This is a genomic window from Sphingobacterium sp. SRCM116780 (genome assembly GCF_021442025.1).
In the GTDB taxonomy this organism is placed as follows: domain Bacteria; phylum Bacteroidota; class Bacteroidia; order Sphingobacteriales; family Sphingobacteriaceae; genus Sphingobacterium.
The window spans coordinates 2,156,333-2,182,324 of the sequence record NZ_CP090446.1 but is presented as its reverse complement, the minus strand read 5'-3'; the positions used below and the strand labels follow the sequence as shown (position 1 = coordinate 2,182,324).

Below are 25,992 nucleotides of genomic sequence, written 5' to 3'. Positions count from 1 at the left end.
TTCTATGTATTTAGAAAGCCTTTTTTGTTTCATCTATTCTTTAAAAATCAAACTTGACACGTGCTCTTATTCCTGATTTCGGAACACCTGGATGATCCAAATAATTTAATCTCCTCACATAATCCACACGAAGAACCTTGAAAATGTTGGATAACCCAACACTAGCCTCCATGTAAGGGTCTGAACCAAATGTATAAGAAGACTGTACATTGTCAGCATTTTTTTGAAATTGAAATACCTTATTGGTATAATCGGGATTGTTCTCATCTCTAAGACCACCATAGACAGCTTTAAAACTAAATACTTCGCGAAGTTTTAATTTCTTAATTAAAGGAATCTTGTTCAACAAAAAGCCATTCATGTAATATTGTATATTTAAAGAGGCGTGATGATCACTCACAAACTCTAAGAAGTTCATCAAGTTATAGGAATTCAATTGATAAGCATACGTCTGATTGGCTCTATGGATAGTTAAGAAAGGAAACGGTATTTCTTTACCTGCGATATAAGTACCTTCAACATTAACGTCAGCATAACCTAATTGACTTAAATAGAATCTTTTGAAAGCACCAATATTAAAATTATGGTAGCTATATTCTCCCTTAAATACATCTTTTAATCCAGCTGTATAGTTGAAATTAAAGATTGGATACGGATTGAAAATTGGGGTACGGTATACTTTTCCTTGATAGAACTGCTCATGAGGAGCATATCGCACATTTAGAGACAACTCTGTTGAATTAATTTCATTAAATAGTTTGGACTGTCCATTTTCATCCAGCATCTGATAAGTTAATGTACCTGCTGGGCTTTGTTTTGTCGCATTGAATCCTAAACCAATACTTAAATGATTATCAAATTCTTTACGATAATCCAAACGATATACATCATTATAAATATAGCTCTCATTCTCTCCACGTTTAAATGATAACAAGAAATTATCTTCTTGTACAAATTCCAAAGATTGTCCAGGAATCTTAGTGTCTCGTTGAAATGATGCTCGGATATAATGCTGTGGAAAAGAATAGACCGATTTATTATTAAAAGCATATGCTCCGCTTAAAAAATATTTCCACTTTTCATCTTTAAACCCGTAAGCAGCATACGTTTCCGCATAAAATCTTTTACTCAATGCTTCTGTTGTACGACCACCCACGCGTAATCTAAATCCTTCAACTGGATTAAAGCTATAAAAAGTATTGACAGGGCCAATTTCTACAGGGCCAGCCTGTTTATACCCTGAAAATAACAAAGAAGCAATGTCCATAAAACTTTTGAAAGAAGGAATCGTTTGCAATGAATCTATGTTATGATAGATATTAATTTCATTTTGAGCTAAAGGAATTTGACGTTGTGTTTCAAATAATTTTTTAGTGCCTTTAACATCACCTACGGTATACGCAATAACAGTTTCTGGCCCGTTATAGACGCTATCGGGTTGTACAAGTCCACTTCGATAATTTTTATAGTTTACCGTCCTATTACCTCGGATACCAGTTCCTTTATCAGTCAGTGAAAAATCAATACCCAATGAACTTTGACTTAAATAGAATCTTTTATTGTCATCCCTTTCAAATTTTAATGCGATATCCATATCTCTCACAAAGTTCAAGTTGATATCGTCTGCAACGGTCATATTAGCAGCCTGTACAGCATAATTACCATCTAACGTAATATACAATTGCCCCTTGAATAACATGTCAGCTTTATTTCTAGGGAAAAAACTGAGTTCAACTAACCAAGGTTGTTGTGTTTTAATCGTATCTGTAATAAAAAACTTGTAGAAGGAAGGTGAGGAGTTTGCTATTGGACTTAAAAATTGATTCGTGATTAACGTAATATTATTATCATAAATATCAACTTGTTCGTATAACTTATTAAAATACGAACTCAACCCATCATTATCAATAAATTTTGGATCAAATTGTGCTCTTTGTTCACCAAGAATATATTGTTTTGTCTTTTTTGGATCTTTTCGGTAATAAACTTTTGATAATTTTTCTTCAATAAAAGCGGGTAAAAGATATTTATTAGCCGTTTTTGCAGAATCATTTACCTCAAAAAGGAATTGATAATTTTTGAATATTTTTTTATTCACAAATTTTTCAGAAAGATTACTAAGTCCCAATGAAATTTTCTCATATTGATCATATTGAGCATATTGCTGGCCTTCTAATCTATTCTTACTTTTATTTTCAATTACTTTTCTAATGAGTGCAACAGCAGGGTTCTCTTTATTTGAGTATTTTCTCTTTTTAGCTTTTACAACAACTTCTTCAAGCGTATTATCTTGACTATCCATCAAAATTTCAATTTGTTGCGATTCATCATTCGTAACAAATACATCTTTATTGTCATATCCAATACTAGAAACACGAATTTTCGTATAATTCGTTGGAAACTTTAATGAAAACCGACCTGACTCTTGCGTAGAAGTGGCACTACCTGGCGATGCAGGAGCACCTACAACAGCTACAGTAGCATAGGCGATAGGCTCTTTCGTCTTACTGTCTTTTACAATACCCTGTACTGATTTGAGCTGACCGAATGCAGTGGTCATACTCAAAAACAAAAATGAGAAGAGTATAAAAAAAGATTTTAAACTATTATTGCTAGAATGTTGATATTCCATGATTTCTTTACATTTGTTTCGTCTCCATTATAGATATGTGTTGTAACATAATCTTAATTTTTGACTTTTTAACTTAAATGTTCTAATATTTGTATGCAAAAGAAATAAAAAATATAGAATTAATAAAATACTTCCAGTTATTTAATGAAGAAATTTAGATGTGATGAAATTTTAATATGCTGATAAACAGTTGTTTTGTTTAAATGTCATAATTAACTGACTGTAATTTTACTTGTTTATGATTATTCTTGAAAGAAATAGCCTCTTTCTGTATTGACTATTGTAATGAAAAGGTCAATCCTATCATTAATCTCTAAAATTTTGGATTTACTGTAAAACTTATTCGTTCGTTTGATACAGGATGGTTAAATTCAATATAAGCGGCGTGTAAATGTAGTCGATTAGACTTTTGGCCATATAAGTCATCTCCAACGATTGGACAGTTCATACCATTTGGATGAGCGGAATGCACCCGTAATTGATGTGTTCTTCCTGTGACGGGAAAATATTTTATTCTGGTCTTTCCATCTTCAACGCTCAGCTTCTCCCATTTTGTAATTGCTTTTTTACCATAATCATAACAGACCAATTGACGAGGTCGATCATCCAGATCCACGTGAAGAGGTAATGATATTTCTCCAAACTCCTCTTTAATGATACCGTCTAACAATGCGATATAGTATTTAACAACACGATGGTTAATGAATTGACTTTGTAATGCCTTATGCACTTCTTTGTTCTTCGCCAGTACTAAAATTCCTGAAGTAGACATATCCAACCGGTGAACAATTAAAGGACCAGCATCGGGATATTTATTTAACATCCTTGTATATACAGAGTCTTGTATATGAATGCCAGGAACTGATAAAAACTCTTCGGGTTTATTAATGACCAATAGGCTTTCATCTTCATAAATAATAGGAATTTCTATCGTATCATCAGGACTTTGTAACATCGGGTTCTCATCTATAGCTAAACCCTGTAACATAAATCCTAAAATAGGCTCACATTTGTTTCGACAAGCTGGATAATAGTGTTGATGTCTTCTTACTTCTGCAGAAGGGGATTGTCCCCACCAAAATTCCGCTAAAGCAAGTGGTTTATACTTGTTCAAATAAGCATACTGTAACAGTTTAGGAGCAGCGCATTCACCAGAACCAGCTGGTGGTTGTAAATTGTTAAATGCTTTGAAAATTGGGATAACATTTTCGGTTTCTCCCTTGGCATTCCGAAAATTATATTGCTCGAATAATTTATGCTGTAATGCCGAAGAACGTCTTTTACGCTCTTCTTTCAATGAAGCTATACCATTTAAATAATCTAATAGAGGAACTTCAGCTTTTGCTATTTCCTCTTGATTTTGTTTTTGAAAAATGTGTAAATCATGTTTATCTCGGAGACTTTGTTTAATTAAATCTTTTTCTATAACATCGTATTCCTCTTGAGATAGCGCTCTTTTCGACTCCTCTCTTACTTGCTTACGGTTGTGTTTTTGGATCTTTAAATCTTCTTTAAATTGAGCTAAACGTAAGTTCAAAGCCATTTTGGTTTCTTTAAAAGCGGTATCCAATTTTGTTAAAAGTGGATTTTGCTCCAATGCAATTATTTGTTTGTTGAGCTTATTTAAGTTTTCTTCTTCTACAAGAAAGAAGGAATTTTCAGTCAACATATCAAAAATTGGAGGTACAAAATATTCATGATCATTTTTACCCGCCAATTTTCCAGAAAAGGCAGCTAAAAAACCAATATTCTTTTCTTGATCTTCAACTACCAGCACACCAAACATCTTTCCGATAGATTGTCCTTCACCGTGACTGTTTAAACCAAAATTGTGTAGCCATTGACGTTGGGTAGTAATATGTTTTTGAACAGATTCACTTGCCATTTTCGCTAAAATATGCGGTTCATAGCAGAATGGAAAAGTAAAATTTATAGGTAATGGGATAGTCGTAATTTCTTTATTGAAAGTATGAAAAAATGGATCTTTACGTAAACTATTTCCCTTCATCTGTGTTGTATGGATAATGATGGCAAAAATACAAAAATGATGTTATTGTAGTGACATTATAATAGAGTAAATATTGTCCCTTATGAAAGAGAATCATTAATTTAGTTATCAGTAAAACAAGATTGTCGTTTACAACATAAATAATTTATTATGAAAGCAAAAATTGGTATCAAGGAAACAGATTTAGTGAAAGTAACAGCTATTTTGAATAATTTATTAGCTGATGAAAATATTGTTTATCAAAAAACAAGAAATGCACACTGGAATGTAGAAGGGCCAGATTTTCATGCAGCACACCTGTTTTTAGAAACCCAGTATACAGAATTAGCAGAAATTATTGATGAAGTAGCAGAGCGTGTTCGTATGTTGGGACATTATGCAGTTGGTTCCTATGCTAAGTATTTGCAATTGACTCATCTAAAGGAGAGCCAATATGAAAAGACAGATAGCAATGGTTTTTATAAAGAGTTGTTGTCCGACCATGAATCTATTGCAATGAACATTAGAGGAAACTTAGCGGCGGTTGAAAAAGCTGGTGATCAGGCAACAGAAGATTTCTTGATTGGTATATTGGAACAACATGAAAAGATGGCTTGGATGCTACGTGCACATTTTGCATAAAATAGTATAAATTTTCTATTCAAGCAGTAGTCGCATGGGCTACTGCTTTTTTATGATTATAAAATTACTGCATGATAATTGTACTGACCAGTAAAATTTGTAAATAGTTGTTCAATGACTGGTATGCGATACTTTATATTTTTAACGATACTCTTCCTATTATTTTCGTCCTGTTCCGAATCCCTTTTAGTCCAATCAACAGGAGTCTTACAAAATGCTTCTAAAACATATCATTTAAAAAATGGTAATCGCGAGATTATTTATATTCCAATGCGACATTTGGGTAAACGCAACTATTATGATTTTATTCAGCGGAAAGTAGATTCTTTGCAAAAAGAAGGATTCGTTGTTTTTTATGAAAGTATTGCTTACGAAGTAGATAGTGTTCAGCAGAGAGATGTATATGATCGGAAATTTAGAAAATTAGTTGGACATGTGGTAGGAAGTACAAAAGTCTATGAAAAAACTTCCGATACAACAAAAGTATTGATGGCTCCCATTTACAAAAATTTAGGAAGCAGAATTATTCAGCAACCCGAATATTCTTTTTTTAAAGTTGACTATAATACCGCAGTGGTTGCAGATATTCCCAAAAATGTTTTATTAGACGAGTATGAATATACGCATGGACCCATAGTTTTAGATGATTGTGATTGGAATACTCCTTTGAATAAGCCGTATACTTGTAAACCAATAAAAACAAAATGGAAGAACATTTTTAATAAAGACTTTATCATGAAAAGGAGAGAAGAAAATTTAGCAGCTTTAGTTGCAGATGCTTCACAACAAAAAATTCTGATTATGTTTGGAGGCGCACATTATAAAGGTTTCTTGAAATGTTTACAAGAACGCAATCATGCTTGGAAAATTATAAAATAATTAAACATGGAAAAATTATTTATTATCATTTTGGTGCCTGTTGTTATATACTTAGTTTACTATTTATTAAATAAAACAGAAAAAAATAGTAAAGCTATTCGGAAGGTGTTAAGTCAAGAAGGTAAAGCTATTTTATCAAAAGAAGTGCATTATTATCAATCTCTGAATGATCAGGATAAAATTGAATTCGAAGAACGTTGTTTAAAATTTTTAGATCATGTAGCTGTTGAAGGCGTGGGCATAGATATCTCTTTAAAAGACTATATGTTAGTTGCCGCAAGTGCTATTATTCCTGTCTTTGCTTTTAAAAATTGGGAGTACTCCAATTTAACAACGGTATTGTTATACCCTAATACATTCAACCAAGATTACCAATTTGAGGGCTCAAGTGATAGAAAGATTTTAGGCATGGTAGGAGAAGGGGCGATGAATGGTCAAATGATTTTATCTAAATCGGCTCTAGAGGCAGGATTTTTAAATACTACAGATGCACAAAATACGGCTATTCATGAATTTGTTCATTTGTTAGATAAGACCGACGGTGAAGTTGACGGTCTACCTTCATTTTTAGTAGATCATACCTATACCTTAGCCTGGTTAGAAATGATTAGAAAAGAAATAAAAAAGATCGGAGAAGGAAAATCAGATATTGATCCTTATGGCGTAACAAATAGAGCTGAATTCTTTGCCGTAGCATCAGAATATTTTTTTGAAAATCCAGATCGGTTAAAAGCGCATCATCCAGAATTATACAAAGCTTTAAGCGAAGTCTTTAAACAAGATTTGACTTTTTCTTAAGAGTTAGATGACTTTGTAGACAACACATGGCTTTGGAAAGCTTTTCCTGTAGCTTCCATACTATTCATAAGTAGGGGTAAAGCAGTGTATAAGTAGGGGCTAAGTAGAGACTAAGCAGGGATGAAGCGTACATAGTGCGTTAAAAGTATACCTATAACGTACTATCAACGCACTTAGTACGCTCTTACCAGTTCCAAATATTGTGCTCTCTTGAATAACGCTTTTGCTACGCTTATACCCTGGAGTATCCTTGCTTAGGGACCGAATCAAGAACAGATGGGTTTTTATGGAAACAACAAGTATTGTTCCCAGTTTGGCTGATATGATGAAGATCCCTGAAAAATAACGGTTATGTTGGAGTAAAGAACATGCTTTGTCATATAGCATCGAAAGATTTCTTCAAAAACAAAATCTTTCGATGCTTATTCCAAGCGCAAAGCTTGTTAATTCTCAAGGGGAATCAAGGTGTTTCCGACAAGCTGTATGCGAATCAATCTGATTGCAGTAAGTCCCTCATCAAGTTTCTCCACTAAAGTAGAGATATCGATATTACGTCTTTTAAACTCTTGAATCAGGGCTACTTTTAACCGACCTAAAATTTCAACTTCTTGTAACGTATGCACATAAAAATTATGTTCCTGCACGAGTTGCTCGTCATTAAAAGATTCAAATCTTTTTAAAATGTTTTCGTTGTTGTTTTGAATTTGTGTTGCCATACAATTTTAATAGTTAAAGGTAAAAACCTTGATGATTAAATTGTACTCAGGATCTTTGCATGGGTGCTTGCTCATGTTTATTTTGGATGATACCCGTATTAATCTACCACCGTGGTGTCTACACTCGGTTGGTATCGTTTTTCACGATTCTGAATACTATAACACAAATATAGAAAGGATAATTTAGAAAACAAATAATATCTATTGTTTTAATAGATATTATTTGTTTTTAACTCTTTTAATGATTTATATGGCCTCTAATAATTGTTTCTCATGTAATTCGAAGTATTGTCCCTTCAGATTCATTAATTCTTCATGTGATCCCTCTTCTGCAATTTTTCCTGCATCCAGAACAATTATTTTATCTGCATTCTTAATAGTAGAAACCCGGTGCGCAATAAAAACACAGGTTTTACCTTTCATAATACGACTTAACGAAGTCAAGATCTGTTCCTCTGTTTTTGTATCTACAGCAGATAAACAATCATCAAATATAAGTATTTTTGGTTCTTTGATTAAAGCCCGAGCGATTGAAACACGTTGTTTTTGTCCTCCAGATAAAGTAATGCCACGTTCTCCGACAGAAGTCTCAAAACCCTCTTCAAATCCCATGATGTTATCATACACTGCAGCATCTTTAGCCGCTTGTTCTACTTGCTCTTGTGTAAATTGATCTACACCAAATGCAATATTATTACTAATCGTGTCTGAAAAAAGAAATACTTCCTGAGGTACAAATCCAGTTTGTTGTCTTAAATCCTGAAAATCCAGTTCCTGGATAGGTGTATTGTCGTATTTAATAACACCCTTATCGATATCAAACATTCGTAGTAATAAATTGGCGAGTGTTGATTTACCTGATCCGGTTTTTCCAATAATAGCTAATGTCTTTCCTGCAGGAATATGAAAAGATAGATTTTTAATGGCCTGAATACCCGTCTCTGGATAGGTAAATGATATATCCTCCACTTTTAGATCTCCTGTAAGTTCCTTCTTTGTGTTTCCGTTTATAATTGGAGAAGTTGTATTTAAGAATTCATTAATTCTTTTTTGAGAAGCGGATGCACGTTGTACAAGAGATGTTACCCAAGCTAAGGACATCGCAGGAAAAGTCAACTGATTGACATAGATAATAAATTCTGCAATATTCCCAGCAGTTATCGTTCCTTTGGCAACCTCTAGTCCACCAATATAAATGGTTATAATCGTACTTAGACCAATAAGCAACAGAATCAATGGGAAAAATACAGCCTGTATTTTCACAAGAGATAAAGCTGTATTTCGATAGATTGTACTTTCTTTTTCAAAAGAATCCATCTTATATTTTTCTCGATTATACGTCTTGATCACCCTTATTCCTGCAAAGTTCTCTTGTACAAAAGAAGCTAATCTAGCCAATTGCTTTTGAATTTTTTCACTTCTTTTATTGATGATCTTATTGACAAACAAGATGATAACAGAAAGTATAGGGATAGGAATTAATGCATATGTGGCTAGTTTAGCGTTGACATCATACATCGCATAAATGACCATAATAGATAAGACAATTGTGTTGATTGCATACATAATAGCAGGGCCAAGGTAATTCCGAACCTGATTCACATCTTCAGTTGCCCTACTCATGAGATCACCTGTATTATTGCGTCTAAAAAATGCGAAATCTAATTTTTGATAATGCTGATAGATTTCATTTTTTAAATCATACTCAATATGCCTAGATGTCAATATGATGGTCTGACGCATCATGAAAAGAAAAATACCTCTGAGTAATGAAAGTAGCAAAACTACCCCTCCAAAGAAAAGGAGACTAGACCCGAATACTTTATATATAAGTTCTTGTCTTTCAAATCCATTATAAAGTTTATATAAATAGATGTTTTCTTGAACTAAGTCAAAGGCTTCGCGAATTACTTTAGCAGGAAGGATACCAAAATAATTAGAAATGATAACGAAAATGACACCAGGAATTAATTTCCAACGGTACTTGTAAAAGTATTTATTTAAGTAGGATAGCTCTTTCATATAATAGTACAAATGTAAAATTTATTCAGCATTTAATTTTCTAAATTGAAACTTATACTGTCACATCGATTTCATAAGTTTTAGAATTCTTTTGAAAGAAAAATTTAGTGTGAAATATATTTTTTACTTTTGTCCCTTTATTACCATAAATAAAACTTGAAGCAGAATTTTATGTCAGCATCTCAAACACCAATTTTCGAATTATTGGGCCAATTTGGTCACCAGAATTTGTTTTTTTGTAATGATGAATTAGTAGGTTTGAAAGCAATTGTTGCGATTCACGATACTACATTAGGGCCAGCAATAGGCGGTGTCCGTATGTTACCTTACTCCAGCACTGAAGAGGCTATCGAAGATGCCCTTCGTCTTTCTAAAGCAATTACTTACAAATCAGCTATCACAGGTCTTAATTTAGGGGGAGGTAGTGCCGTTATTATTGGTAACCATCGTATCGATAAGTCTGAAGTTTTATTAAGACGATTTGGTCAATTTATTGAAGGGTTAAATGGTAATTTTATTGCTTCTATTGATGTGGGAATTGGTCAACGCGATTTAGAGCATATTTACACAGAGACTTCTCATGTTGCCGGATTGCCAAAAGCAATCAATGGAGGAGGAGATACCTCCGCTTTTGCAGCTCAAGGTGTGTTGTATGGTATCAAAGCATCGTTAAAAGAATTATATGGTTCTGATAGCTTAGCTGGTCGAAAAATAATTGTACATGGTATCGGAAGTGTAGGTGAGCGTTTGATCGAGATGTTACGTGAAGAAAACTCCCGTATATATGTCAGCGATATCACCGAAGATCGCATGTTAAAAATAGCCGCCAAATATAAAGTAGAAACTATTGCTTTTGATAAAGTCTTTGATTTTGATTGCGATGTATATGCTCCTTGTGCACTTGGAGGTACCGTTAATCCAGAAAGCGCTTCAAAAATGCAATGCAAAATTATAGCTGGAGCAGCAAATAACCAATTAAAAGAAGAGTTGATAACCAGTAATATCTTGCATGAAAGAGGTATTTTATATGCACCAGATTATTTAATCAATGCAGGAGCATTAGTGAGTTGCTACTCCGAAATACAAGGTTATGGCTCTGATCATACCGAGTTTGTGATCAAAAACATCTACAATGCGACACGAGAAGTTTTCCAAAAATCAAAACAGGAAAATATTTCTTCGTTCCAAGCTGCTAATCAAATCGCAGAAAAACGTATCTTTGATATTCGAAAACTCAAAAGGTAGCAGAAACATTAAAAATAAAACAATCGTTCTTATATACAACAATCGTTCTTTAAAATACTATGTTAAATAGAAGACACCTACGGGTCAAAGTAGTGCAGACGCTTTATGCGTACAGTTTATCGGAAGATAAAGATATTAAAGCCTTTGAAAAGGCACTTTTACAAAATGTAGATGAAGTGTATGAAATGTACATTTGGACATTAAATCTACTGGATGAAGTGTGTGATTATGCCTTAATAGACGCAGAAGGTCGTGCAAATAAATTTTTGCCAACGGAAAAAGATTTGTCATTAAATACAAAATTAAGTAGCAATACATTTATTGAGTCTTTGAGACAAAATCCGCAGTATGCAGAAGGAGTGAAAAAGTATAAAGTTTCTTGGGGTTTTGATCCTGAAATCGTTCGTACCGTATTTGCTCAATTAAAGCATTCTGAAGATTATGCCTATTATGTGCAATCAGCAGATCGTTCCATTGCAGTAGAAAAAGATATCATTAAGTTTATTTTTAAAAAAATTATCTTAAAATCTCCTGTGATCGAACAAGTTTTCGAAGAAAAATTTATCAACTGGCCAGTGGATAAAGAAGTTTTGCAAGCATTAATTGCCAAAACATTTAAAAACTTTAGTTCGGAAGAACCTAGACAAAATAGATTAGCAGATCTTACCCAAAACTGGTATGATGATAAAGATTTTATCTTGAATCTGATTGCAAAAACAATCCGAAATACCAATGAGTATCAAAAAATGATTACCGAAAAAACTAAAAATTGGGAGTCAGATCGTATTGCACTTATTGATACATTATTGATGCGTATGGCTATTTGTGAGTTGGTGAATTTCCCTTCTATTCCAGTAAAAGTTACGATCAATGAGTATATTGAGATATCAAAAGTGTTCAGTACATTGAAAAGTAATACCTTTATTAATGGTATTTTAGATAAGATTTTAGGTGATTTAAATCAAGATGGCCGCATTCAAAAAGAAGGTCGTGGATTAAAGAATTAGATAGATATTTATGAAAATTTTGAATTACTCGTTAGTTTTAGCATTAGGAATTTTAACATGCACTTCGTGTGGATCTAGTGCTAAAAATGAAAATACTTCTTCAGATTCAACTGTAGAAGTGAATGATGCCTCAGTAAAAGATAAGGGTTCTGCAGATGCTATAGGAACTGTTGAATTTGCTGAACTCGATTATGACTTTGGAAAAATAAAAGAAGGAGAAAAAGTAACACATACTTTTACGCTTACTAATTCTGGAAACGCACCATTAATCCTTTCAGATGTAAAAGCTTCTTGTGGATGTACACAACCTGAATTTTCTAAGAACCCAGTTCTTCCAGGAAAAACATCCGATATTCATGTTACTTTCAACAGCGAAGGTCAAGTGGGTAAACAACAAAAGATGATAACCATTTTTTCTAATGCTTCAAATAAATTGGCAACTGTTCAATTAAAGGGTGAAGTTTTAGCAGCTAAATAATTAAATATAATAAAGATATAACATGAACACAGTTTTTTTACAGGCAGCAGGCTCTGGTAGTAGTTTAATGAGTTTCTTACCTATGGTTCTTATCGTAGTCGTTTTTTATTTCTTCATGATTAGACCTCAAATGAAGAAACAAAAAGACCATAAAAAATACATTGAAGAATTAGGTGTAAACTCTCAAATTGTTACAACAGCAGGTATTCATGGTCGTATTGTTGAAGTTTCAGAGACAACATTTTTAGTAGATGTAGGTTCAGGGGTTAAAATTCGTTTTGACAAATCTGCCGTTGCTTTAGATGCTTCAAAAGCTGCAAATACAAAAGCATAATACTGCTAGACAAAAGGAAAGCCGATCTTACTAAAATAAGATCGGCTTTCTTATTTAAATACATGACAATTGCGAGGTATTTCCCAATGATTTGAACAGCAAAATGTTTAAGTTTGCACTATGGCAAGTAATATTCGTATTAATAAATCACAAAAAAGAAAATTAGTCACATTCACACGTTGTGTACTCATTTCTCTATTTGCCTGGTTATTATTTTCTATTTCTAATGAATATATCATTACCGTTAAAGCAGGAATAGAGTATGTGAACTTGCCAGAGAAGCGCGCCTTTCATCCCCAACAATCGGATACCGTTCAGATTAAGTTGAAAATGACCGGGTGGCAAGTGTTATTTTCCAAGGTGAAAGCAGAAATACCAACCGTCCATGTTGATATCAGCAGTCTGAAAACTAAAAACTGGATTGTCTTCTCCAATCAAATTGGGTTTATCAATCGTCAGTTTCCGCATGAACAATTGGTCGTTTCTGTTAGTCCAGATACGCTGTATTTCGATTTTTCAAAGCAAACACAACGCAAAGTACCTGTTAAGGCGATGGCTGATATTCAGTTTAAAAAGCAATTTGGCTTTATAGGAGAAACAATCGTGAACCCCAAATATGTAACGATTTCCGGACCCTATGAAGATGTTGCTAATATTGAATACTGGGCAACAGATACGATAAAAGGAAAAGAGGTAGACACAGATTTGAGAACAGTTGCTTATTTGAATAAAAATCAGCGGGCAAATATCAATGTCTATCCAACTTCTGTAGAAGTATTGATGCCAGTAGGAGAGCTAACAGAGAAAATTATAGAATTACCGCTGAAAGTCGAAAATAATACCCATTATAAATCAGTAAGAACAATGCCAAGTAAGGTAACTGTTACTGTTTTGATGTCCGTAAAAGATTATAATAATTACACCGCGAGAGATTTTGAAGCTGTTGTAGATCTCAATGATTGGGAAGAAGGAAGCGTTAAATATCTTCCTGTCATATTGACTAAAGTACCGAATTTTTGTTCTATCATAAGAATAGAACCACAAAATGTTGATTTTTTTGTCCGCAAATAATATGGGAATTAAAGTAGGAATAGCCGGAGGAATTGGTTCAGGGAAGACAATTATCTGTCATGTTTTTAAGGTTTTAGGCATACCCATTTATAATGCCGATTTAGAAGCCAAATTGATCATGAATAAAAGTGATCATGTCCGACTAGCAATCATGCAAGTGTTTGGACAAGAAGCCTATCAAAATGGTGTTTTGAACAGGGAATTTCTTTCTGCTCAGGTTTTTAGTAACGCAGAAAAGTTAGCCAAATTAAACAGTATTGTCCATCCAGCAGTTATACAAGCAGCTGCAGATTGGGCTGATGCACAAACAACAGCATATTCGCTGAAGGAGGCATCCATACTCTTTGAAAGTGGATCGTACAAAAAAGTAGATTTTAGTATTTTGGTGACTGCCCCAGAAGAAATAAGAATTGCACGTGTGATGCAACGCGATGAAGTAACAAGAGCACAAGTCTTGGAAAGAATGCGTAATCAGATGTCTGATGAAGAAAAAGCTAAACTGGCAGACTTTGTGATTATTAACGATGGAATAGAACCCATTATTCCTCAAGTGATGGCATTACACCATCGATTTCAGAAATAAATTTATGTTAAATATATTATCAGACTTTTTGGTCAGAAAACCAGAAGGTTACTATTGTCAATATGGAGATTTCTATATAGATGCATTATTACCTGTTGAGCGAGATGTCGTCTCCCACGGTCACGGAGATCATGCTCGGCCAGGGCATCAAGAAATCTATTGTACTGAAGCTACAGCTGCATTTATGCGATATCGTTATAGCCAACAGCCGTTATCCAGTTATAGAAATATTGCCTTTCATAGTAGCTTTCAGATTGGTGCAGTTGTGCTGACTTTTATACCAGCAGGTCATATTTTGGGTTCAGCCCAGATTCTCATGGAGTACAAGGGAGTTAAATACCTCTACACAGGTGACTATAAATTGCAAGAAGATGAAACCTGTGAAGCTATTGAAATTGTTCAAGCGGATGTATTGATAACAGAATGTACATTTGCAGATCCAGAGATTATCCATCCAGATCCAATTGAAGAGATAAAAAAATTAAATCAACAACCCTTTAATATCTTGTTGGGAACCTATGCATTGGGAAAAGCGCAACGATTAACTAATTTAATCAATAAACATTGTCCTGACCGTAGAGTTTTGGTTCATCATGGTATTGTGCCCCTTCATCGTATTTATGACGATATGAGGCTTAAAAAGATGGTCTACGAGCAATATAATAGAAGGGAAATGAAACAAGGAGAACCTAATAAGGTTTATTTAGTACCACCTATGACATTCAATAGTTATATACGTGCAACTAACGTAGTAAGAGCTTTTGCTTCAGGCTGGAAGAGACTACAACAACATAACGATCTTTCTCTTTATATTTCTGATCATGTGGATTGGAATGATATATTACTTTTTATTAAAGAAGTGAAACCTCAAGAAGTTTGGACCTTACATGGTGATGGAAGGATTTTGAAACAATATTTTGATGGAAACCTAGTTGTTAGAGATATATTATAAATTTTAAATCAGTATGTTAACATCTTTAAGTTTAATTTTTAATTAACTTAAAGATGAATACTGACTTTCTTTATTAAAAACGTTTTTCTTAGATTTTTTTATCAAGAGTATACAAACGACAATGCCTGCCAAGACCAAAGTTACGCTAAAAGGAAATATGAAATTCATACCAAATTGTTTGGCAACTAAACCAACGATTGGTCCAGCAACACCTAAAGAAATATCAATAAATAAACCATAAGCACCTAGTGCAGCTCCTTTGTTAGCAGCTGATGTATGTTTAACAGCTTCGACACCTAGTGCAGGAAATACCATGGAAAACCCCAGACCAGTTATGGCTGCACCGATAGTTGTAACCAAAGGAGAAGGTGAGAAGCTGATCAGCAATAGACCTAAGCTTTCAATCAACATGCAATATAACGCTATTTTGACCCCACCAATTTTATCGATACTATTTGTCAAAATAAATCTCCCTAAAACAAACATAACACTAAAACAAGTGATGCAAATAGCAGCATTGTCCCAGCCTTTATAATTGTAATAAAGTGTTATGAAAGTGGATATCGTACCAAATCCAATACCAGCCAAGGCCAATCCAATTCCAAAAGGTGAAACAGATTTTAGAACCGAAAAAAAAGGTTTTCTTGCTTCTGTTGATATCGCATACAATGCTTCTTTACTAAGGGTTGAAATAAGTCCGATTATTCCGACGAAGATGGTAAAGATTGCTATACTCCAATTGCCCACATGCTGTGCTAAAATAACACCTAAAGGAGCAGCTATAGCCATCGAACTGTAGTTTGCTATCCCATTATAAGAAATTGCTGTACTGGTATGTCGATCCCCCAAGCGTAATATAGCCCAATTGATAGGACTAGCACCTACCATACCTTCACCACAACCTGCAATTAACCGTGATAATGCCAGTAAACTAAGGGAGATGAATGGAGTTGAGGTCGTTGAAAAAGCTGTCCATAAAAGTAAGCCTGTTATTATAAAGCAAATCATACTCACAATAACAGCAGGTTTAGGACCTTTTTTATCAACGATAGTTCCTGCATAAGCGCGCATAAAAAAAGTCATTATATACTGTGACCCAATAATTGCTCCAGCGATGATGGTATTGTAACCTAATGTTTCGTGTATAAAGATGGGTAAAACAGCTAGAGATAAACCTATTGTGAAATATCCATAGAAAGTTAAAATAACATAGCTAGCAATTTGAAGGCGGTAATCTGAAGTAGTTTTTTGCAATGATTTGGATAACATGATGCAAAGGAAAGAAACTCAAGGAGTATAAAAAAATAAAACCCAATATTCTTTGATTAAAATAATTGGGTTTTATTATAGAAATAAGAAGATTACTTTACCAACCTTTGATAGCTCCTCCTTTAAATACTTTTTTTGCAGTTGCTTCTACCTCTTTTGATTGATACGCTTCTATGAATTGTTTAATACGTTCATCATTTTTATTGTCTTCTCTCGATACAATTAAATTGACGTAAGGAGACTCTTTATCTTCAGAGAATAATCCTTCTGTCTCAGGATTTAAGCCCGCCTGAGCAGCAAAAGTATTGTTGATAATAGCAATTGTAACTTCTTTATCATCTAAAACCCGAGGCAATTGTGGAGCTTCTAACTCCATTATTTTTAAATTTCTAGGATTTTCGATGATATCGGTTACTTTAGGTAGAAGCCCAACATCAGCTTTCAATTTTATTAACCCTTCTTTTTGAAGTAACAATAGCGATCGACCTCCATTGGTTGGATCATTTGGAATGACAATAGTGGCGCCAGATAGCAACTGGTCAATCGATTTTATTTTTTTTGAATAGGCGACAATAGGAAATACAAAAGTATTCGCCACGGCGGCCAATTGGTATCCACGTTGTCTAGATTGTTCTTGCAGATAAGGAAGATGCTGGAAGGCATTGATATCGATGTCACCTTGGTTTAATGCTTCATTAGGGACCACATAGTCACTAAATGAAACCAATTCAACATCGAGGTTGAACTTCTCTTTTGCCACCTTCTTGGCTGTTTCAGCAATTTCTCGCTCAGGTCCTGCTACAATACCTACTTTTAGGACTTTTGAGTCTGTTTTTTTACCATTACAAGCTATTAAGCCAAATAAGCTTAAAGCTATCATGAAAGTTTTTGAATTTAATCCCATATTTTTTTCTTAAATAGATGTATTAACGATGATTAACTTTTTTAGATAGGTAATCTCCCGTAAATTGTAAAATAAATACAATTAAAATTAATAAAATTAATACAGCATTCATAATAAAGGTATCATATCCAATGTATCCATATTGATACCCGATTTGACCAAGTCCCCCCGCGCCAACTGCTCCTCCCATAGCTGAATAACCAACCAATGTGATCAATGTAATAGTCAAATTATTAATGAGTGATGGTAATGATTCTGGAAGTAACACTTTGAAGATAATTTGAGATGTCGTAGCGCCCATAGCACGAGCAGCTTCAATGAGACCATTGGGGATTTCTAACAGACTGTTTTCTACTAATCTAGCAATAAACGGTGCAGCGGCTATACTAAGTGGTACTAAGGCAGCACTGACACCTATGGATGTACCTACTAATTGTCGGGTGAAAGGTATCATCCAAACAATTAAAATGATAAAAGGAATGGAGCGAAATACATTAACCAGTAAAGCCAGTAGTTGATGTACAAATTTGTTTTCATTCAATTGATTTTTTCTGGTCAAAAAAAGAAAAATACCAGTTGGCAGACCGATTAAAAAACCAAAGAAACCAGCTAGAAAAGTCATAATGACAGTTTCTATAGTCCCTTTTAGCAACAAATCAATAACTGTATCAGACATATCCTATAATTTCTATTTGTGAATAATTTGATTTTAAATAAGTAAGGCCAGCAAGCGTATCTTCTTGTGTTCCTTTAAGCTCTAAGTTTAATATTCCAAATTTTATAGACCCTACATAATCGATTTGAGCACTGATAATGTTTATATCTAAATGATATGCTTGATTCAGGTGTTTGATAATAGAGGTTTGATGTTCACTCTCTGCTAGATAAATCTGAACAAGTGGATGACCAGATTCTTTCAATCTTTCTTGATAAATAGGCGGCAATTCTGCATGTAATGAAGATTGAATAAAATGACGCGTTAAATGCTCTTTAGGTGAAGTGAAAATTTGTTCAATAGTACCCGTTTCGATTAATTTACCTTGATCAATAACAGCTACCTGATCACAAATGGTCTTGATCACCTCCATCTCATGCGTAATAAGCAAGATCGTGAGCTTTAACTTTTTATTGATCGCTTTTAATAGTTGTAAAATAGATTTTGTCGTCGCAGGATCCAATGCACTGGTTGCTTCATCACATAACAATATCTCCGGATCATTTGCTAATGCCCGAGCAATAGCAACACGTTGCTTTTGTCCGCCAGAAAGATTCGCTGGATAATCATTCGCTTTATCTTCAAGACCCACTAAAGAAAGTAATTCCTTTACTTTTTCATTGATTTTTTGCTTTGAAGTTCCGATAAGTTCTAATGGGAAAGCAATATTTTGATAAACCGTCCTGGAAGAAAGCAGGTTGAAATGTTGGAATATCATTCCGATCTTTCTACGTTGTTGAATCAGGTTCTGATGAGACAATGCGGTCAATTCAACTCCATGAATTAAAATCTGTCCTTCATCAGGTTTTTCTAAAAGATTGACACATCTTATTAAAGTACTTTTTCCAGCACCTGAGGTACCGATAACACCAAATATTTCTCCATCTGGAATACGAAGTGTTACTTGATCTAAAGCCTTTGTAAACTTATTTTTTACTTCAAATGTCTTGGAAATGTTAATTAATTCTATCATTTATGTATAGTAAAAACTAATCTTACAAAAAAACCTTTCAAGTATAGTATGAAAGGCTTGTTAGTTATTTAATCAATTGCCTCAAGCGAGGCGATTGTGTTATTCTTATATTTTGGACAAATGTATTAAATGTACAAGGAAATTACAAGACTAAATCGTCCAAATTACAGATTTTTGATACATTCTTCATCTAAAGTGGGGTATTTAAAGAGGAAACCCGTTTGTAATATTTTTTGATTACTTGCAGTTGTACTGGTCAGTAACACTTCATCTGCCATTTGTCCCATCGCAAACTTGATAATAAATGAGGGTATGAAAAGAGGGAGATACAAGAAACCAAATCTTTGTTTAGCAATTCTATTGATAATCGTTTTTTGAGATAAAGGCTCTGAGGAAACAGCATTGTATATTCCAGATAAATTGGGATTGCGAATCGCAGCTAAATATAGGTGACAGAGATCTGTTATATGAATCCAACTTATCACTTGCTTTCCTGATCCTATGTAAGTTGCCATTCGATACTTTAAGGATTGCGTTAACTTTTTTAAGGCACCTTCATTTTTGGTGAATACAACCCCCAACCGAAGTATGACGACTCTTTTATGCAATAACTCTACGGGCTTTATGCAGTCTTCCCAAAGCTTACACGTCCAGCTTAAAAAACTTGTTCCCTGTTCTTCATTTTCTGAAAATGCATGATCGACTTCTTTATCTGCTCCATACCAACCAACAGCTGATGTGGATATAACAGCCTTAACTTTATTAGGAATACGCTGTAAGGCTTCAACAAGTAGTTCAGAACTATTAACCCGACTGGAAATAATTTCTTGACGTCGTTTTTTTGTCCAACGTTTATCTGTGATACTCGCTCCGGCTAAATTGATGATATAATCTGCTTGTTTTATTGCATCACTATTAATCCTTTTTTCGTTTGGATCCCAGTGTATATATTGAACAGTATCATTGCGCTGATTGAATTTTGGGTTACGGGTAAATAAAATCACCTGAAATCCCTCTTGGATAAGCAATTTTGTTAATTGCTTGCCAACTGTTCCTGTGCCTCCAGTTATAATGACTGTTTCCATACTTTCTCTATATAACGCTAAAAATAGAGATAATTTAGGAAAGTCAATTTATTTTTATTTATCAAACCTAACCCGATTAAAGCTAAAAAAATAGTTATTTTGCTTCAGAAGTAAGAAGAGGATAGTATAGTATGAATTATTTTGATGAGCTTATTGCGCTATTAAATATTGAACATCAATATGATCGTGAGCAATATGAACAATTGTTGTTACGATCAAACTTAAATGAAAGACGATTAAAAGGAGTAACCTGGTTTCCTATTCAAATCAAAAATAGTGAGATGGGAAGGGGAGATTATTTGACAATCACCTTATCCAAAACAAATTTTTTAGAAGATGAACACAAGTTTCGTTTTGGAATGCCTGTTTCTCTTTTTTCTAATTATGATCCAAACACAGATCGACTGGGCGGATTGATTTCCTATGTAAGTCGAGATACGATGAAAATATCATTCCGAGTGGACGAACTACCCGACTGGACGAGGAACGGAAAGTTAGGTGTAGACCTGTTATTTGATGAAAATTCGTATAAGGAAATGAATCAAGCCTTGATGAATGCGAAAGAATTTCTTTTGGATCCATATAAAGGAAGATTTATTAGAGAAATTATAGGAGAAGAAAATATAGATGATCATCAAAAACAAGTTGAATATCATCATACCGGATTAAATGATAGTCAAAATAAAGCCATTCAACATGTATTGAGCTCACCTACCATTTCGATCGTTCATGGCCCTCCTGGCACAGGGAAAACAACCACGTTGATCAAAGCTGTAGAAGCCTTGTTGAAAAAAGAAAACAAGCAGATGCTTATTGTTGCGCCAAGTAATACAGCTGTTGATGTATTGACAGAACGTTTAGATGCCGTTGGAATCTTGGTAACGCGTATTGGTAACCCTGTAAAAATTTCAGATCATCTTCAAGAATTGACACTCGATGCCCAAGTGGATAAACATCCAGCAAACAAAGAAGTGAAATCATTAAAGAAACAAGCTCGAGCCTATACGGAGATGGCTCAAAAATATAAACGAAGCTTTGGAAAAGCGGAACGAGAACAACGAAAAGCATTGTTTAATGAAGCGCGAAAAATCATGAAAGAGGTTGAGCAAATTCAGGATTTTATCGTTGAAGATATTTTGAATAAAGCACAGGTCATTACGGCAACTTTGGTAGGCTCTAATCAATATGCGATTAAGAATAGGCTGTATGAAACGGTTATTATTGATGAAGCGGCTCAAGCTTTGGAACCTGCCTGTTGGATTCCCATATTGAAAGCAAATAAAATTGTTTTAGCTGGAGACCATTGTCAGCTATCCCCAACAGTTAAATCAAATTCGAATATGAAAACGGGACTGTATCATACTTTATTTGAGAAATTGTTGACACGTTATCCCGATCACGTCAATCTGTTAAATGTTCAATACCGTATGCATGAACAGATTATGAGATTTCCCTCATTGGCACTATATGGGAATCAATTAATAGCAGCAGAGGAAGTGGCGGATTGGAAACTGAAAGATGATGTAGAACCATTGGTTTTTATTGATACAGCAGGAGCAGGGTTTGAAGAGACTCAAGAAGATAGTGCCATATTTAATAATGAAGAAGCTCTTTTTTTAAGAAACCATTTGAAAGAACTCGTGGCTAATCTTCAAAAGACCTCTATAGAAAATGATTTCCCAAATATTGCTGTTATTGCACCCTATCGAAGACAAGTCGTACGATTGAAGGAAATTCTTCTAGCAGATGAGGAACTGGTTCCTTTTTTAAAATACATTCAAATTAATACTATTGATAGTTTTCAAGGACAAGAAAAGGATATTATTTATATCAGTTTGACACGTAGTAATGATCAACAAATCATTGGTTTCTTATCGGATATAAGGAGAATGAATGTGGCTATGACCCGAGCGAAGAAAAAATTAATTGTTATCGGAGATAGTGCTACGGTAGGTCAACATCCTTTTTATAAAGATTTCATCCATTATGTGGAATCGATCAATAGCTACCATAGTGTATGGGAGTGGGGATTGAATAATTAAAGCGAATGAACAAAAGTTGAACATTCATTTTTCGTTAGAGAATAAATAAAATTACTATTTTCGTAATTTATTAGCTAGTTACAATATGAGGTATGCATAAATATTATCAAAATAAACAACTTGTTTTTAAAACGCGTTGGATGACAACAGAAGGACTTTATTTTTCTGAAAAAGAATTGGATGAAGATACTATACTACCTGTTTTGAGTGGGCAAGAAGCAATGGGAAGTGATATTATTTTTTTACCCTTCAATCAGATAAAAAAAATGATTCCACTTTATGAAAATCAACCACCATTGTTGGATATCGATGTCATTGATGAACGTAAATACAAATCATTAGTAGCGGATTTTGAGAATAAGCATCAATTAGAAGAAGCTATCCATGAAATAGAAGCAAACAGTAGCTTAAAAGAACAGACTGAAGTCTTGAGAAACAAAACCTGGATCCGCAATCTTTTTTACACCATAGCCATCGCTTTTTTTGGATTTTCTTTGGTCATAATGGCTAGAGAAATAGAGCAGGGGCATACAATTGATTTAAATGGTAGCAAGGCAGGATTTAAAAATATCTTGTTTTCTATCGCAGAAAAATTAGGATTTCTAGGATCTATTGTACTGACTGCTGTTCTCGTTTTGGGCTTTGCTTATTTCACCTATACGATTTATAAAAGTAATAACACGGAACGCCAAATCTGGAAGAAGTAGCAGTTGTAATCGAAAGCAGCTCCTATGCGAGTACTATAAAAAAATAAGCTGTCTCGTGAGAGACAGCTTATTTCTGTTTTGTCTACTGATGTTGTTTATGCTGTTTCCTTTTTATTTAAGAAAACAAATTGTCCATCAAATACATCTAACTGAATAATAGCATCTTTATTCACTTTACCTGAAAGAATTTCTTTCGAAAGCTCATTTAAGATACGTTTTTGAATAACACGTTTCAGCGGTCGAGCTCCGTAGATCGGATCATATCCTAATTGTGCTAACCAATCCATTGCATCATCAGAGGCTGTGATGATGATATTTTGTTCTGCCAATTGTTTTTGAATATGACCGAACTGCATACGTACGATACTTCCAATTTCATCTCTACTTAAAGGCGTAAACATGATGATTTCATCAATACGATTCAAAAACTCTGGACGGATTGATTTTTGTAATAATTCAAAAACTTCAGTTCTTGTTTTAGCAATCACTTCATCCCTGTTATGATCATTCAACCGAGAGAAATTCTCCTGAATAATATGCGAACCCGTATTGGAGGTCATGATGATAATGGTGTTCTTGAAATTCACTGTTCTCCCTTTATTATCGGTCAAATGACCATCATCCAATACTTGCAGTAAGATATTAAAAACATCAGGATGTGCCTTCTCAATTTCATCTAAAAGAACCACAGAATAAGGGCGACGACGAACGGCTTCTGTCAATTGTCCGCCTTCTTCATAACCTACATATCCTGGAGGAGCTCCGATAAGTCTAGACACAGCGTGACGTTCCTGGTATTCGGACATATCAATGCGGACCATAGACTGTTCATCATCGAATAAGTATTCTGCCAAAGCTTTTGCTAATTCCGTCTTACCAACCCCAGTTGTTCCAAGGAAAATGAATGAGCCAATAGGACGTTTCGCGTCACTTAATCCAGCTCTTGAGCGACGAATAGCATCTGAAATAGCCTCAATCGCTTCTTCTTGACCAGCAACTCTTTTATGTAATTCGTCTTCTAACGAAAGCAATTTTTCACGTTCAGATTGAATCATTTTATTCACAGGAATACCGGTCCATTTCGATACAACATCCGCGATATCTTCAGAAGTAACTTCCTCCTTTAACATACGCTTGCTATCTTGCTTTTCAGCTAATTCTGCTTTTAATTTTTCCACTTTATCTTGCGCATCTTTGATGCGACCATAACGTATCTCCGCGACTTTACCATAGTCTCCGGCACGTTCTGCTTGTTCTGCCTCTTGTTTATAGTGTTCGATGTTTTCAATTTCTTGATTGACACTATCCACCAGAGTTTTTTCAGATTGCCAAGAAGCGCGTAATGAATCCCGTTCCGCAGATAAGTTCGCGATGGTTTCTGAAAGTTCTTTTACCTTCTTATCATCATGCTCGCGTTTAATTGCTTCACGCTCTATCTCCAGTTGCATGATACGACGATCGAGTTCATCAACAGCTTCAGGGACAGAGTCCATTTCCAGACGTAGTTTTGATGCCGCTTCATCGATCAAGTCAATCGCTTTATCCGGTAAGAAACGATCTGAAATATAGCGTGTCGATAATTCTACCGCAGAAATAATAGCCTCGTCCATAATTCTAACTTTATGGTGAGTTTCATAACGTTCTTTCAGACCACGTAAAATGGAAATAGCATCCTGTGTATCGGGTTCCTCGACCATAACTTTCTGAAAACGACGCTCCAAAGCTTTATCTTTCTCAAAATATTTTTGATATTCATTTAATGTCGTTGCACCGATAGCACGTAGCTCACCTCGAGCCAAAGCAGGTTTTAAGATATTAGCCGCATCCATTGCTCCCTCACCGCCACCAGCACCGACCAAGGTGTGAATCTCATCAATGAATAAGATAATCTCACCATTACTATCAGCAACCTCTTTTACAACTGCTTTTAACCGCTCTTCAAATTCACCTTTATATTTAGCGCCAGCGATCAAAGCCCCCATATCTAAAGAAAATACAATTTTTGTTTTTAAATTCTCCGGAGCATCTCCTTTGATAATACGATGTGCGATTCCTTCAGCAATAGCGGTTTTACCAACTCCAGGTTCACCGACTAAAATAGGGTTGTTCTTCGTTCTACGCGATAATATTTGCATCACACGACGAATTTCTTCATCTCGACCAATGACAGGATCTAATTTTCCTGACTCCGCAAAATCATTCAAATTACGTGCATATTTTCCGAGTGCATTGTATGTTGCTTCCGCATTTTGATCCGTTACACGGCTATTGCCACGCAATTCCTTAATGGCCAATTTAAGATCCTTTTCATTGACACCTTGATCCTTCAGTAAACTAGATGTTTTATCTCCGGCATTCAACAGCCCCAATAGGAGATGTTCTACCGAAACGAAATCATCATTAAACTCTTTTAAATAATTCTGCGCTTTTTGCAAAGCAGCATTCGCATCATTACTTAAATAAATGTTACTTCCGCTAACTTTTGGGAAAGCTAAAATTTGTTTCTCTAGTTCTCCACTTAAATAGGAAATATTAACATTTAATTTTTTTAGCAAATGGCTAACGACGTTTTCGTCAACAGCTAATAATGATTTTAATATATGTGCTGTTTCAATAGCCTGTTGTTGATTGCCGCTGGCAATCTCGGAAGCCTTTTGAATTGCCTCTTGTGCTTTAATTGTATAGTTATTGAAATTCATTTTTGTAAAGTTATTTTTGATTTTATAAAGGAATAACAATCAAAATGCCATATCTGTTTTTTTAGAATATTCGGAAAAAATGTCCTGTGTATTTATTGAGAAATGACAAAATTTCAGTCTTAAGCACTTTAAAGGGACATGTTGACTCCTGAAATCAAAATAAATGATTTGATTTTCAGAAAATTATAAAAAATATCCGATTAAAAAGGTGAGAAAGTTTGATTTTTTAGTCAAAGATTTCGATATTTGCAG

At 34.4% G+C, this 25,992-nt stretch carries 22 protein-coding genes and 1 riboswitch; of the genes, 12 read left to right on the top strand and 10 right to left on the bottom strand.

The window, feature by feature from the left end:
- Positions 1 to 40 precede the first annotated feature (40 nt).
- Positions 41 to 2,560 carry a DUF5686 and carboxypeptidase-like regulatory domain-containing protein gene (locus tag LZQ00_RS09485; protein ID WP_234508997.1) on the bottom strand — a complete coding sequence of 840 codons (2,520 nt, stop codon included), beginning with the start codon at positions 2,558 to 2,560 and terminating at the stop codon, positions 41 to 43.
- A 385-nt stretch (positions 2,561 to 2,945) separates the two neighbouring features.
- A complete protein-coding gene (locus LZQ00_RS09480; RefSeq protein ID WP_234508996.1) occupies positions 2,946 to 4,640 on the bottom strand; it encodes an RluA family pseudouridine synthase in 1,695 nt (564 codons plus the stop codon).
- Between the two features lie 150 nt (positions 4,641 to 4,790).
- Here LZQ00_RS09480 and LZQ00_RS09475 point away from each other — a divergent pair, with 150 nt between their 5' ends.
- The 3 genes from LZQ00_RS09475 to LZQ00_RS09465 all read left to right on the top strand — a co-directional run bounded on the left by LZQ00_RS09475 (position 4,791) and on the right by LZQ00_RS09465 (position 6,938).
- Positions 4,791 to 5,261 carry a Dps family protein gene (locus LZQ00_RS09475; RefSeq protein ID WP_234508995.1) on the top strand — a complete coding sequence of 157 codons (471 nt, stop codon included), beginning with the start codon at positions 4,791 to 4,793 and terminating at the stop codon, positions 5,259 to 5,261.
- Between the two features lie 114 nt (positions 5,262 to 5,375).
- A complete protein-coding gene (locus LZQ00_RS09470; RefSeq protein WP_234508994.1) occupies positions 5,376 to 6,140 on the top strand; it encodes a hypothetical protein in 765 nt (254 codons plus the stop codon).
- A gap of 6 nt (positions 6,141 to 6,146) precedes the next feature.
- Entirely contained in the window at positions 6,147 to 6,938 is a 792-nt protein-coding gene (locus LZQ00_RS09465) for a zinc-dependent peptidase (RefSeq protein WP_234508993.1), read from the top strand.
- A 443-nt stretch (positions 6,939 to 7,381) separates the two neighbouring features.
- On the opposite strand, the gene LZQ00_RS09460 is transcribed toward LZQ00_RS09465, so the two are convergent.
- Together LZQ00_RS09460 and LZQ00_RS09455 are read right to left on the bottom strand one after the other, a co-directional pair.
- The gene (locus LZQ00_RS09460; RefSeq protein WP_234508992.1) at positions 7,382 to 7,654 is read right to left on the bottom strand and encodes a hypothetical protein; all 273 of its coding nucleotides are present in this window, start codon (positions 7,652 to 7,654) and stop codon (positions 7,382 to 7,384) included.
- Between the two features lie 68 nt (positions 7,655 to 7,722).
- Positions 7,723 to 7,816: riboswitch (SAM-I-IV-variant riboswitch) on the bottom strand.
- An 84-nt stretch (positions 7,817 to 7,900) separates the two neighbouring features.
- Entirely contained in the window at positions 7,901 to 9,676 is a 1,776-nt protein-coding gene (locus tag LZQ00_RS09455) for an ABC transporter ATP-binding protein (RefSeq protein WP_234508991.1), read from the bottom strand.
- Positions 9,677 to 9,847: 171 nt separating this feature from the next.
- On the opposite strand from LZQ00_RS09455, the gene LZQ00_RS09450 reads away from it, so the two are divergent.
- The 7 genes from LZQ00_RS09450 to LZQ00_RS09420 all read left to right on the top strand — a co-directional run bounded on the left by LZQ00_RS09450 (position 9,848) and on the right by LZQ00_RS09420 (position 15,346).
- The gene (locus LZQ00_RS09450) at positions 9,848 to 10,921 is read left to right on the top strand and encodes a Glu/Leu/Phe/Val family dehydrogenase (RefSeq protein ID WP_234508990.1); all 1,074 of its coding nucleotides are present in this window, start codon (positions 9,848 to 9,850) and stop codon (positions 10,919 to 10,921) included.
- 59 nt (positions 10,922 to 10,980) lie between these two features.
- Positions 10,981 to 11,928 carry a transcription antitermination factor NusB gene (gene nusB / locus LZQ00_RS09445; RefSeq protein ID WP_234508989.1) on the top strand — a complete coding sequence of 316 codons (948 nt, stop codon included), beginning with the start codon at positions 10,981 to 10,983 and terminating at the stop codon, positions 11,926 to 11,928.
- A gap of 10 nt (positions 11,929 to 11,938) precedes the next feature.
- Positions 11,939 to 12,406 (top strand): DUF1573 domain-containing protein, encoded by a 468-nt coding sequence (locus tag LZQ00_RS09440; RefSeq protein ID WP_234508988.1) that lies wholly within the window; start codon positions 11,939 to 11,941, stop codon positions 12,404 to 12,406.
- 22 nt (positions 12,407 to 12,428) lie between these two features.
- Positions 12,429 to 12,740 (top strand): preprotein translocase subunit YajC, encoded by a 312-nt coding sequence (gene yajC / locus LZQ00_RS09435; RefSeq protein WP_234508987.1) that lies wholly within the window; start codon positions 12,429 to 12,431, stop codon positions 12,738 to 12,740.
- A gap of 120 nt (positions 12,741 to 12,860) precedes the next feature.
- The gene (locus LZQ00_RS09430; RefSeq protein ID WP_234508986.1) at positions 12,861 to 13,811 is read left to right on the top strand and encodes a hypothetical protein; all 951 of its coding nucleotides are present in this window, start codon (positions 12,861 to 12,863) and stop codon (positions 13,809 to 13,811) included.
- A 1-nt stretch (position 13,812) separates the two neighbouring features.
- Positions 13,813 to 14,394: a dephospho-CoA kinase gene (gene coaE, locus LZQ00_RS09425; protein WP_234508985.1), complete on the top strand. Its 582-nt coding sequence runs from the start codon at positions 13,813 to 13,815 to the stop codon at positions 14,392 to 14,394.
- 4 nt (positions 14,395 to 14,398) lie between these two features.
- Positions 14,399 to 15,346, top strand: coding sequence for an MBL fold metallo-hydrolase (locus LZQ00_RS09420; RefSeq protein ID WP_234508984.1), 948 nt, complete (start codon positions 14,399 to 14,401; stop codon positions 15,344 to 15,346).
- Between the two features lie 42 nt (positions 15,347 to 15,388).
- Here the strand turns inward: LZQ00_RS09420 and LZQ00_RS09415 are convergent, their stop codons facing one another.
- From LZQ00_RS09415 to LZQ00_RS09395, 5 genes are all read right to left on the bottom strand, one after another.
- Positions 15,389 to 16,615, bottom strand: a complete 1,227-nt coding sequence (locus tag LZQ00_RS09415) for an MFS transporter (RefSeq protein WP_234508983.1) — start codon at positions 16,613 to 16,615, stop codon at positions 15,389 to 15,391.
- Between the two features lie 97 nt (positions 16,616 to 16,712).
- Positions 16,713 to 17,519, bottom strand: a complete 807-nt coding sequence (gene metQ, locus LZQ00_RS09410; protein WP_234508982.1) for a methionine ABC transporter substrate-binding lipoprotein MetQ — start codon at positions 17,517 to 17,519, stop codon at positions 16,713 to 16,715.
- 22 nt (positions 17,520 to 17,541) lie between these two features.
- Positions 17,542 to 18,195, bottom strand: coding sequence for a methionine ABC transporter permease MetI (metI, locus tag LZQ00_RS09405; protein WP_234508981.1), 654 nt, complete (start codon positions 18,193 to 18,195; stop codon positions 17,542 to 17,544).
- Positions 18,188 to 19,207 carry a methionine ABC transporter ATP-binding protein gene (locus LZQ00_RS09400; RefSeq protein WP_234508980.1) on the bottom strand — a complete coding sequence of 340 codons (1,020 nt, stop codon included), beginning with the start codon at positions 19,205 to 19,207 and terminating at the stop codon, positions 18,188 to 18,190. The genes metI and LZQ00_RS09400 overlap by 8 nt, the downstream gene beginning before the upstream one ends.
- A gap of 164 nt (positions 19,208 to 19,371) precedes the next feature.
- Positions 19,372 to 20,292: a TIGR01777 family oxidoreductase gene (locus LZQ00_RS09395; RefSeq protein WP_234508979.1), complete on the bottom strand. Its 921-nt coding sequence runs from the start codon at positions 20,290 to 20,292 to the stop codon at positions 19,372 to 19,374.
- Positions 20,293 to 20,423: 131 nt separating this feature from the next.
- On the opposite strand from LZQ00_RS09395, the gene LZQ00_RS09390 reads away from it, so the two are divergent.
- Positions 20,424 to 22,334 carry an ATPase, T2SS/T4P/T4SS family gene (locus LZQ00_RS09390; protein ID WP_234508978.1) on the top strand — a complete coding sequence of 637 codons (1,911 nt, stop codon included), beginning with the start codon at positions 20,424 to 20,426 and terminating at the stop codon, positions 22,332 to 22,334.
- A 92-nt stretch (positions 22,335 to 22,426) separates the two neighbouring features.
- Positions 22,427 to 23,041 (top strand): hypothetical protein, encoded by a 615-nt coding sequence (locus tag LZQ00_RS09385; protein WP_234508977.1) that lies wholly within the window; start codon positions 22,427 to 22,429, stop codon positions 23,039 to 23,041.
- 95 nt (positions 23,042 to 23,136) lie between these two features.
- Here LZQ00_RS09385 and clpB read toward each other — a convergent pair whose 3' ends face one another.
- Positions 23,137 to 25,740, bottom strand: a complete 2,604-nt coding sequence (gene clpB, locus LZQ00_RS09380; RefSeq protein ID WP_234508976.1) for an ATP-dependent chaperone ClpB — start codon at positions 25,738 to 25,740, stop codon at positions 23,137 to 23,139.
- Positions 25,741 to 25,992: the final 252 nt, after the last annotated feature.

Bases quoted from the DNA above. Each gene is read 5' to 3' on its own strand.
- LZQ00_RS09485 (WP_234508997.1), bottom strand. From the start codon at position 2,560: ATGACCACTGCATTCGGTCAGCTCAAATCAGTACAGGGTATTGTAAAA.
- LZQ00_RS09480 (WP_234508996.1), bottom strand. From the start codon at position 4,640: ATGAAGGGAAATAGTTTACGTAAAGATCCATTTTTTCATACTTTCAAT.
- LZQ00_RS09475 (WP_234508995.1), top strand. From the start codon at position 4,791: ATGAAAGCAAAAATTGGTATCAAGGAAACAGATTTAGTGAAAGTAACA.
- LZQ00_RS09470 (WP_234508994.1), top strand. From the start codon at position 5,376: ATGACTGGTATGCGATACTTTATATTTTTAACGATACTCTTCCTATTA.
- LZQ00_RS09465 (WP_234508993.1), top strand. From the start codon at position 6,147: ATGGAAAAATTATTTATTATCATTTTGGTGCCTGTTGTTATATACTTA.
- LZQ00_RS09460 (WP_234508992.1), bottom strand. From the start codon at position 7,654: ATGGCAACACAAATTCAAAACAACAACGAAAACATTTTAAAAAGATTT.
- LZQ00_RS09455 (WP_234508991.1), bottom strand. From the start codon at position 9,676: ATGAAAGAGCTATCCTACTTAAATAAATACTTTTACAAGTACCGTTGG.
- LZQ00_RS09450 (WP_234508990.1), top strand. From the start codon at position 9,848: ATGTCAGCATCTCAAACACCAATTTTCGAATTATTGGGCCAATTTGGT.
- nusB (WP_234508989.1), top strand. From the start codon at position 10,981: ATGTTAAATAGAAGACACCTACGGGTCAAAGTAGTGCAGACGCTTTAT.
- LZQ00_RS09440 (WP_234508988.1), top strand. From the start codon at position 11,939: ATGAAAATTTTGAATTACTCGTTAGTTTTAGCATTAGGAATTTTAACA.
- yajC (WP_234508987.1), top strand. From the start codon at position 12,429: ATGAACACAGTTTTTTTACAGGCAGCAGGCTCTGGTAGTAGTTTAATG.
- LZQ00_RS09430 (WP_234508986.1), top strand. From the start codon at position 12,861: ATGGCAAGTAATATTCGTATTAATAAATCACAAAAAAGAAAATTAGTC.
- coaE (WP_234508985.1), top strand. From the start codon at position 13,813: ATGGGAATTAAAGTAGGAATAGCCGGAGGAATTGGTTCAGGGAAGACA.
- LZQ00_RS09420 (WP_234508984.1), top strand. From the start codon at position 14,399: ATGTTAAATATATTATCAGACTTTTTGGTCAGAAAACCAGAAGGTTAC.
- LZQ00_RS09415 (WP_234508983.1), bottom strand. From the start codon at position 16,615: ATGTTATCCAAATCATTGCAAAAAACTACTTCAGATTACCGCCTTCAA.
- metQ (WP_234508982.1), bottom strand. From the start codon at position 17,519: ATGGGATTAAATTCAAAAACTTTCATGATAGCTTTAAGCTTATTTGGC.
- metI (WP_234508981.1), bottom strand. From the start codon at position 18,195: ATGTCTGATACAGTTATTGATTTGTTGCTAAAAGGGACTATAGAAACT.
- LZQ00_RS09400 (WP_234508980.1), bottom strand. From the start codon at position 19,207: ATGATAGAATTAATTAACATTTCCAAGACATTTGAAGTAAAAAATAAG.
- LZQ00_RS09395 (WP_234508979.1), bottom strand. From the start codon at position 20,292: ATGGAAACAGTCATTATAACTGGAGGCACAGGAACAGTTGGCAAGCAA.
- LZQ00_RS09390 (WP_234508978.1), top strand. From the start codon at position 20,424: ATGAATTATTTTGATGAGCTTATTGCGCTATTAAATATTGAACATCAA.
- LZQ00_RS09385 (WP_234508977.1), top strand. From the start codon at position 22,427: ATGCATAAATATTATCAAAATAAACAACTTGTTTTTAAAACGCGTTGG.
- clpB (WP_234508976.1), bottom strand. From the start codon at position 25,740: ATGAATTTCAATAACTATACAATTAAAGCACAAGAGGCAATTCAAAAG.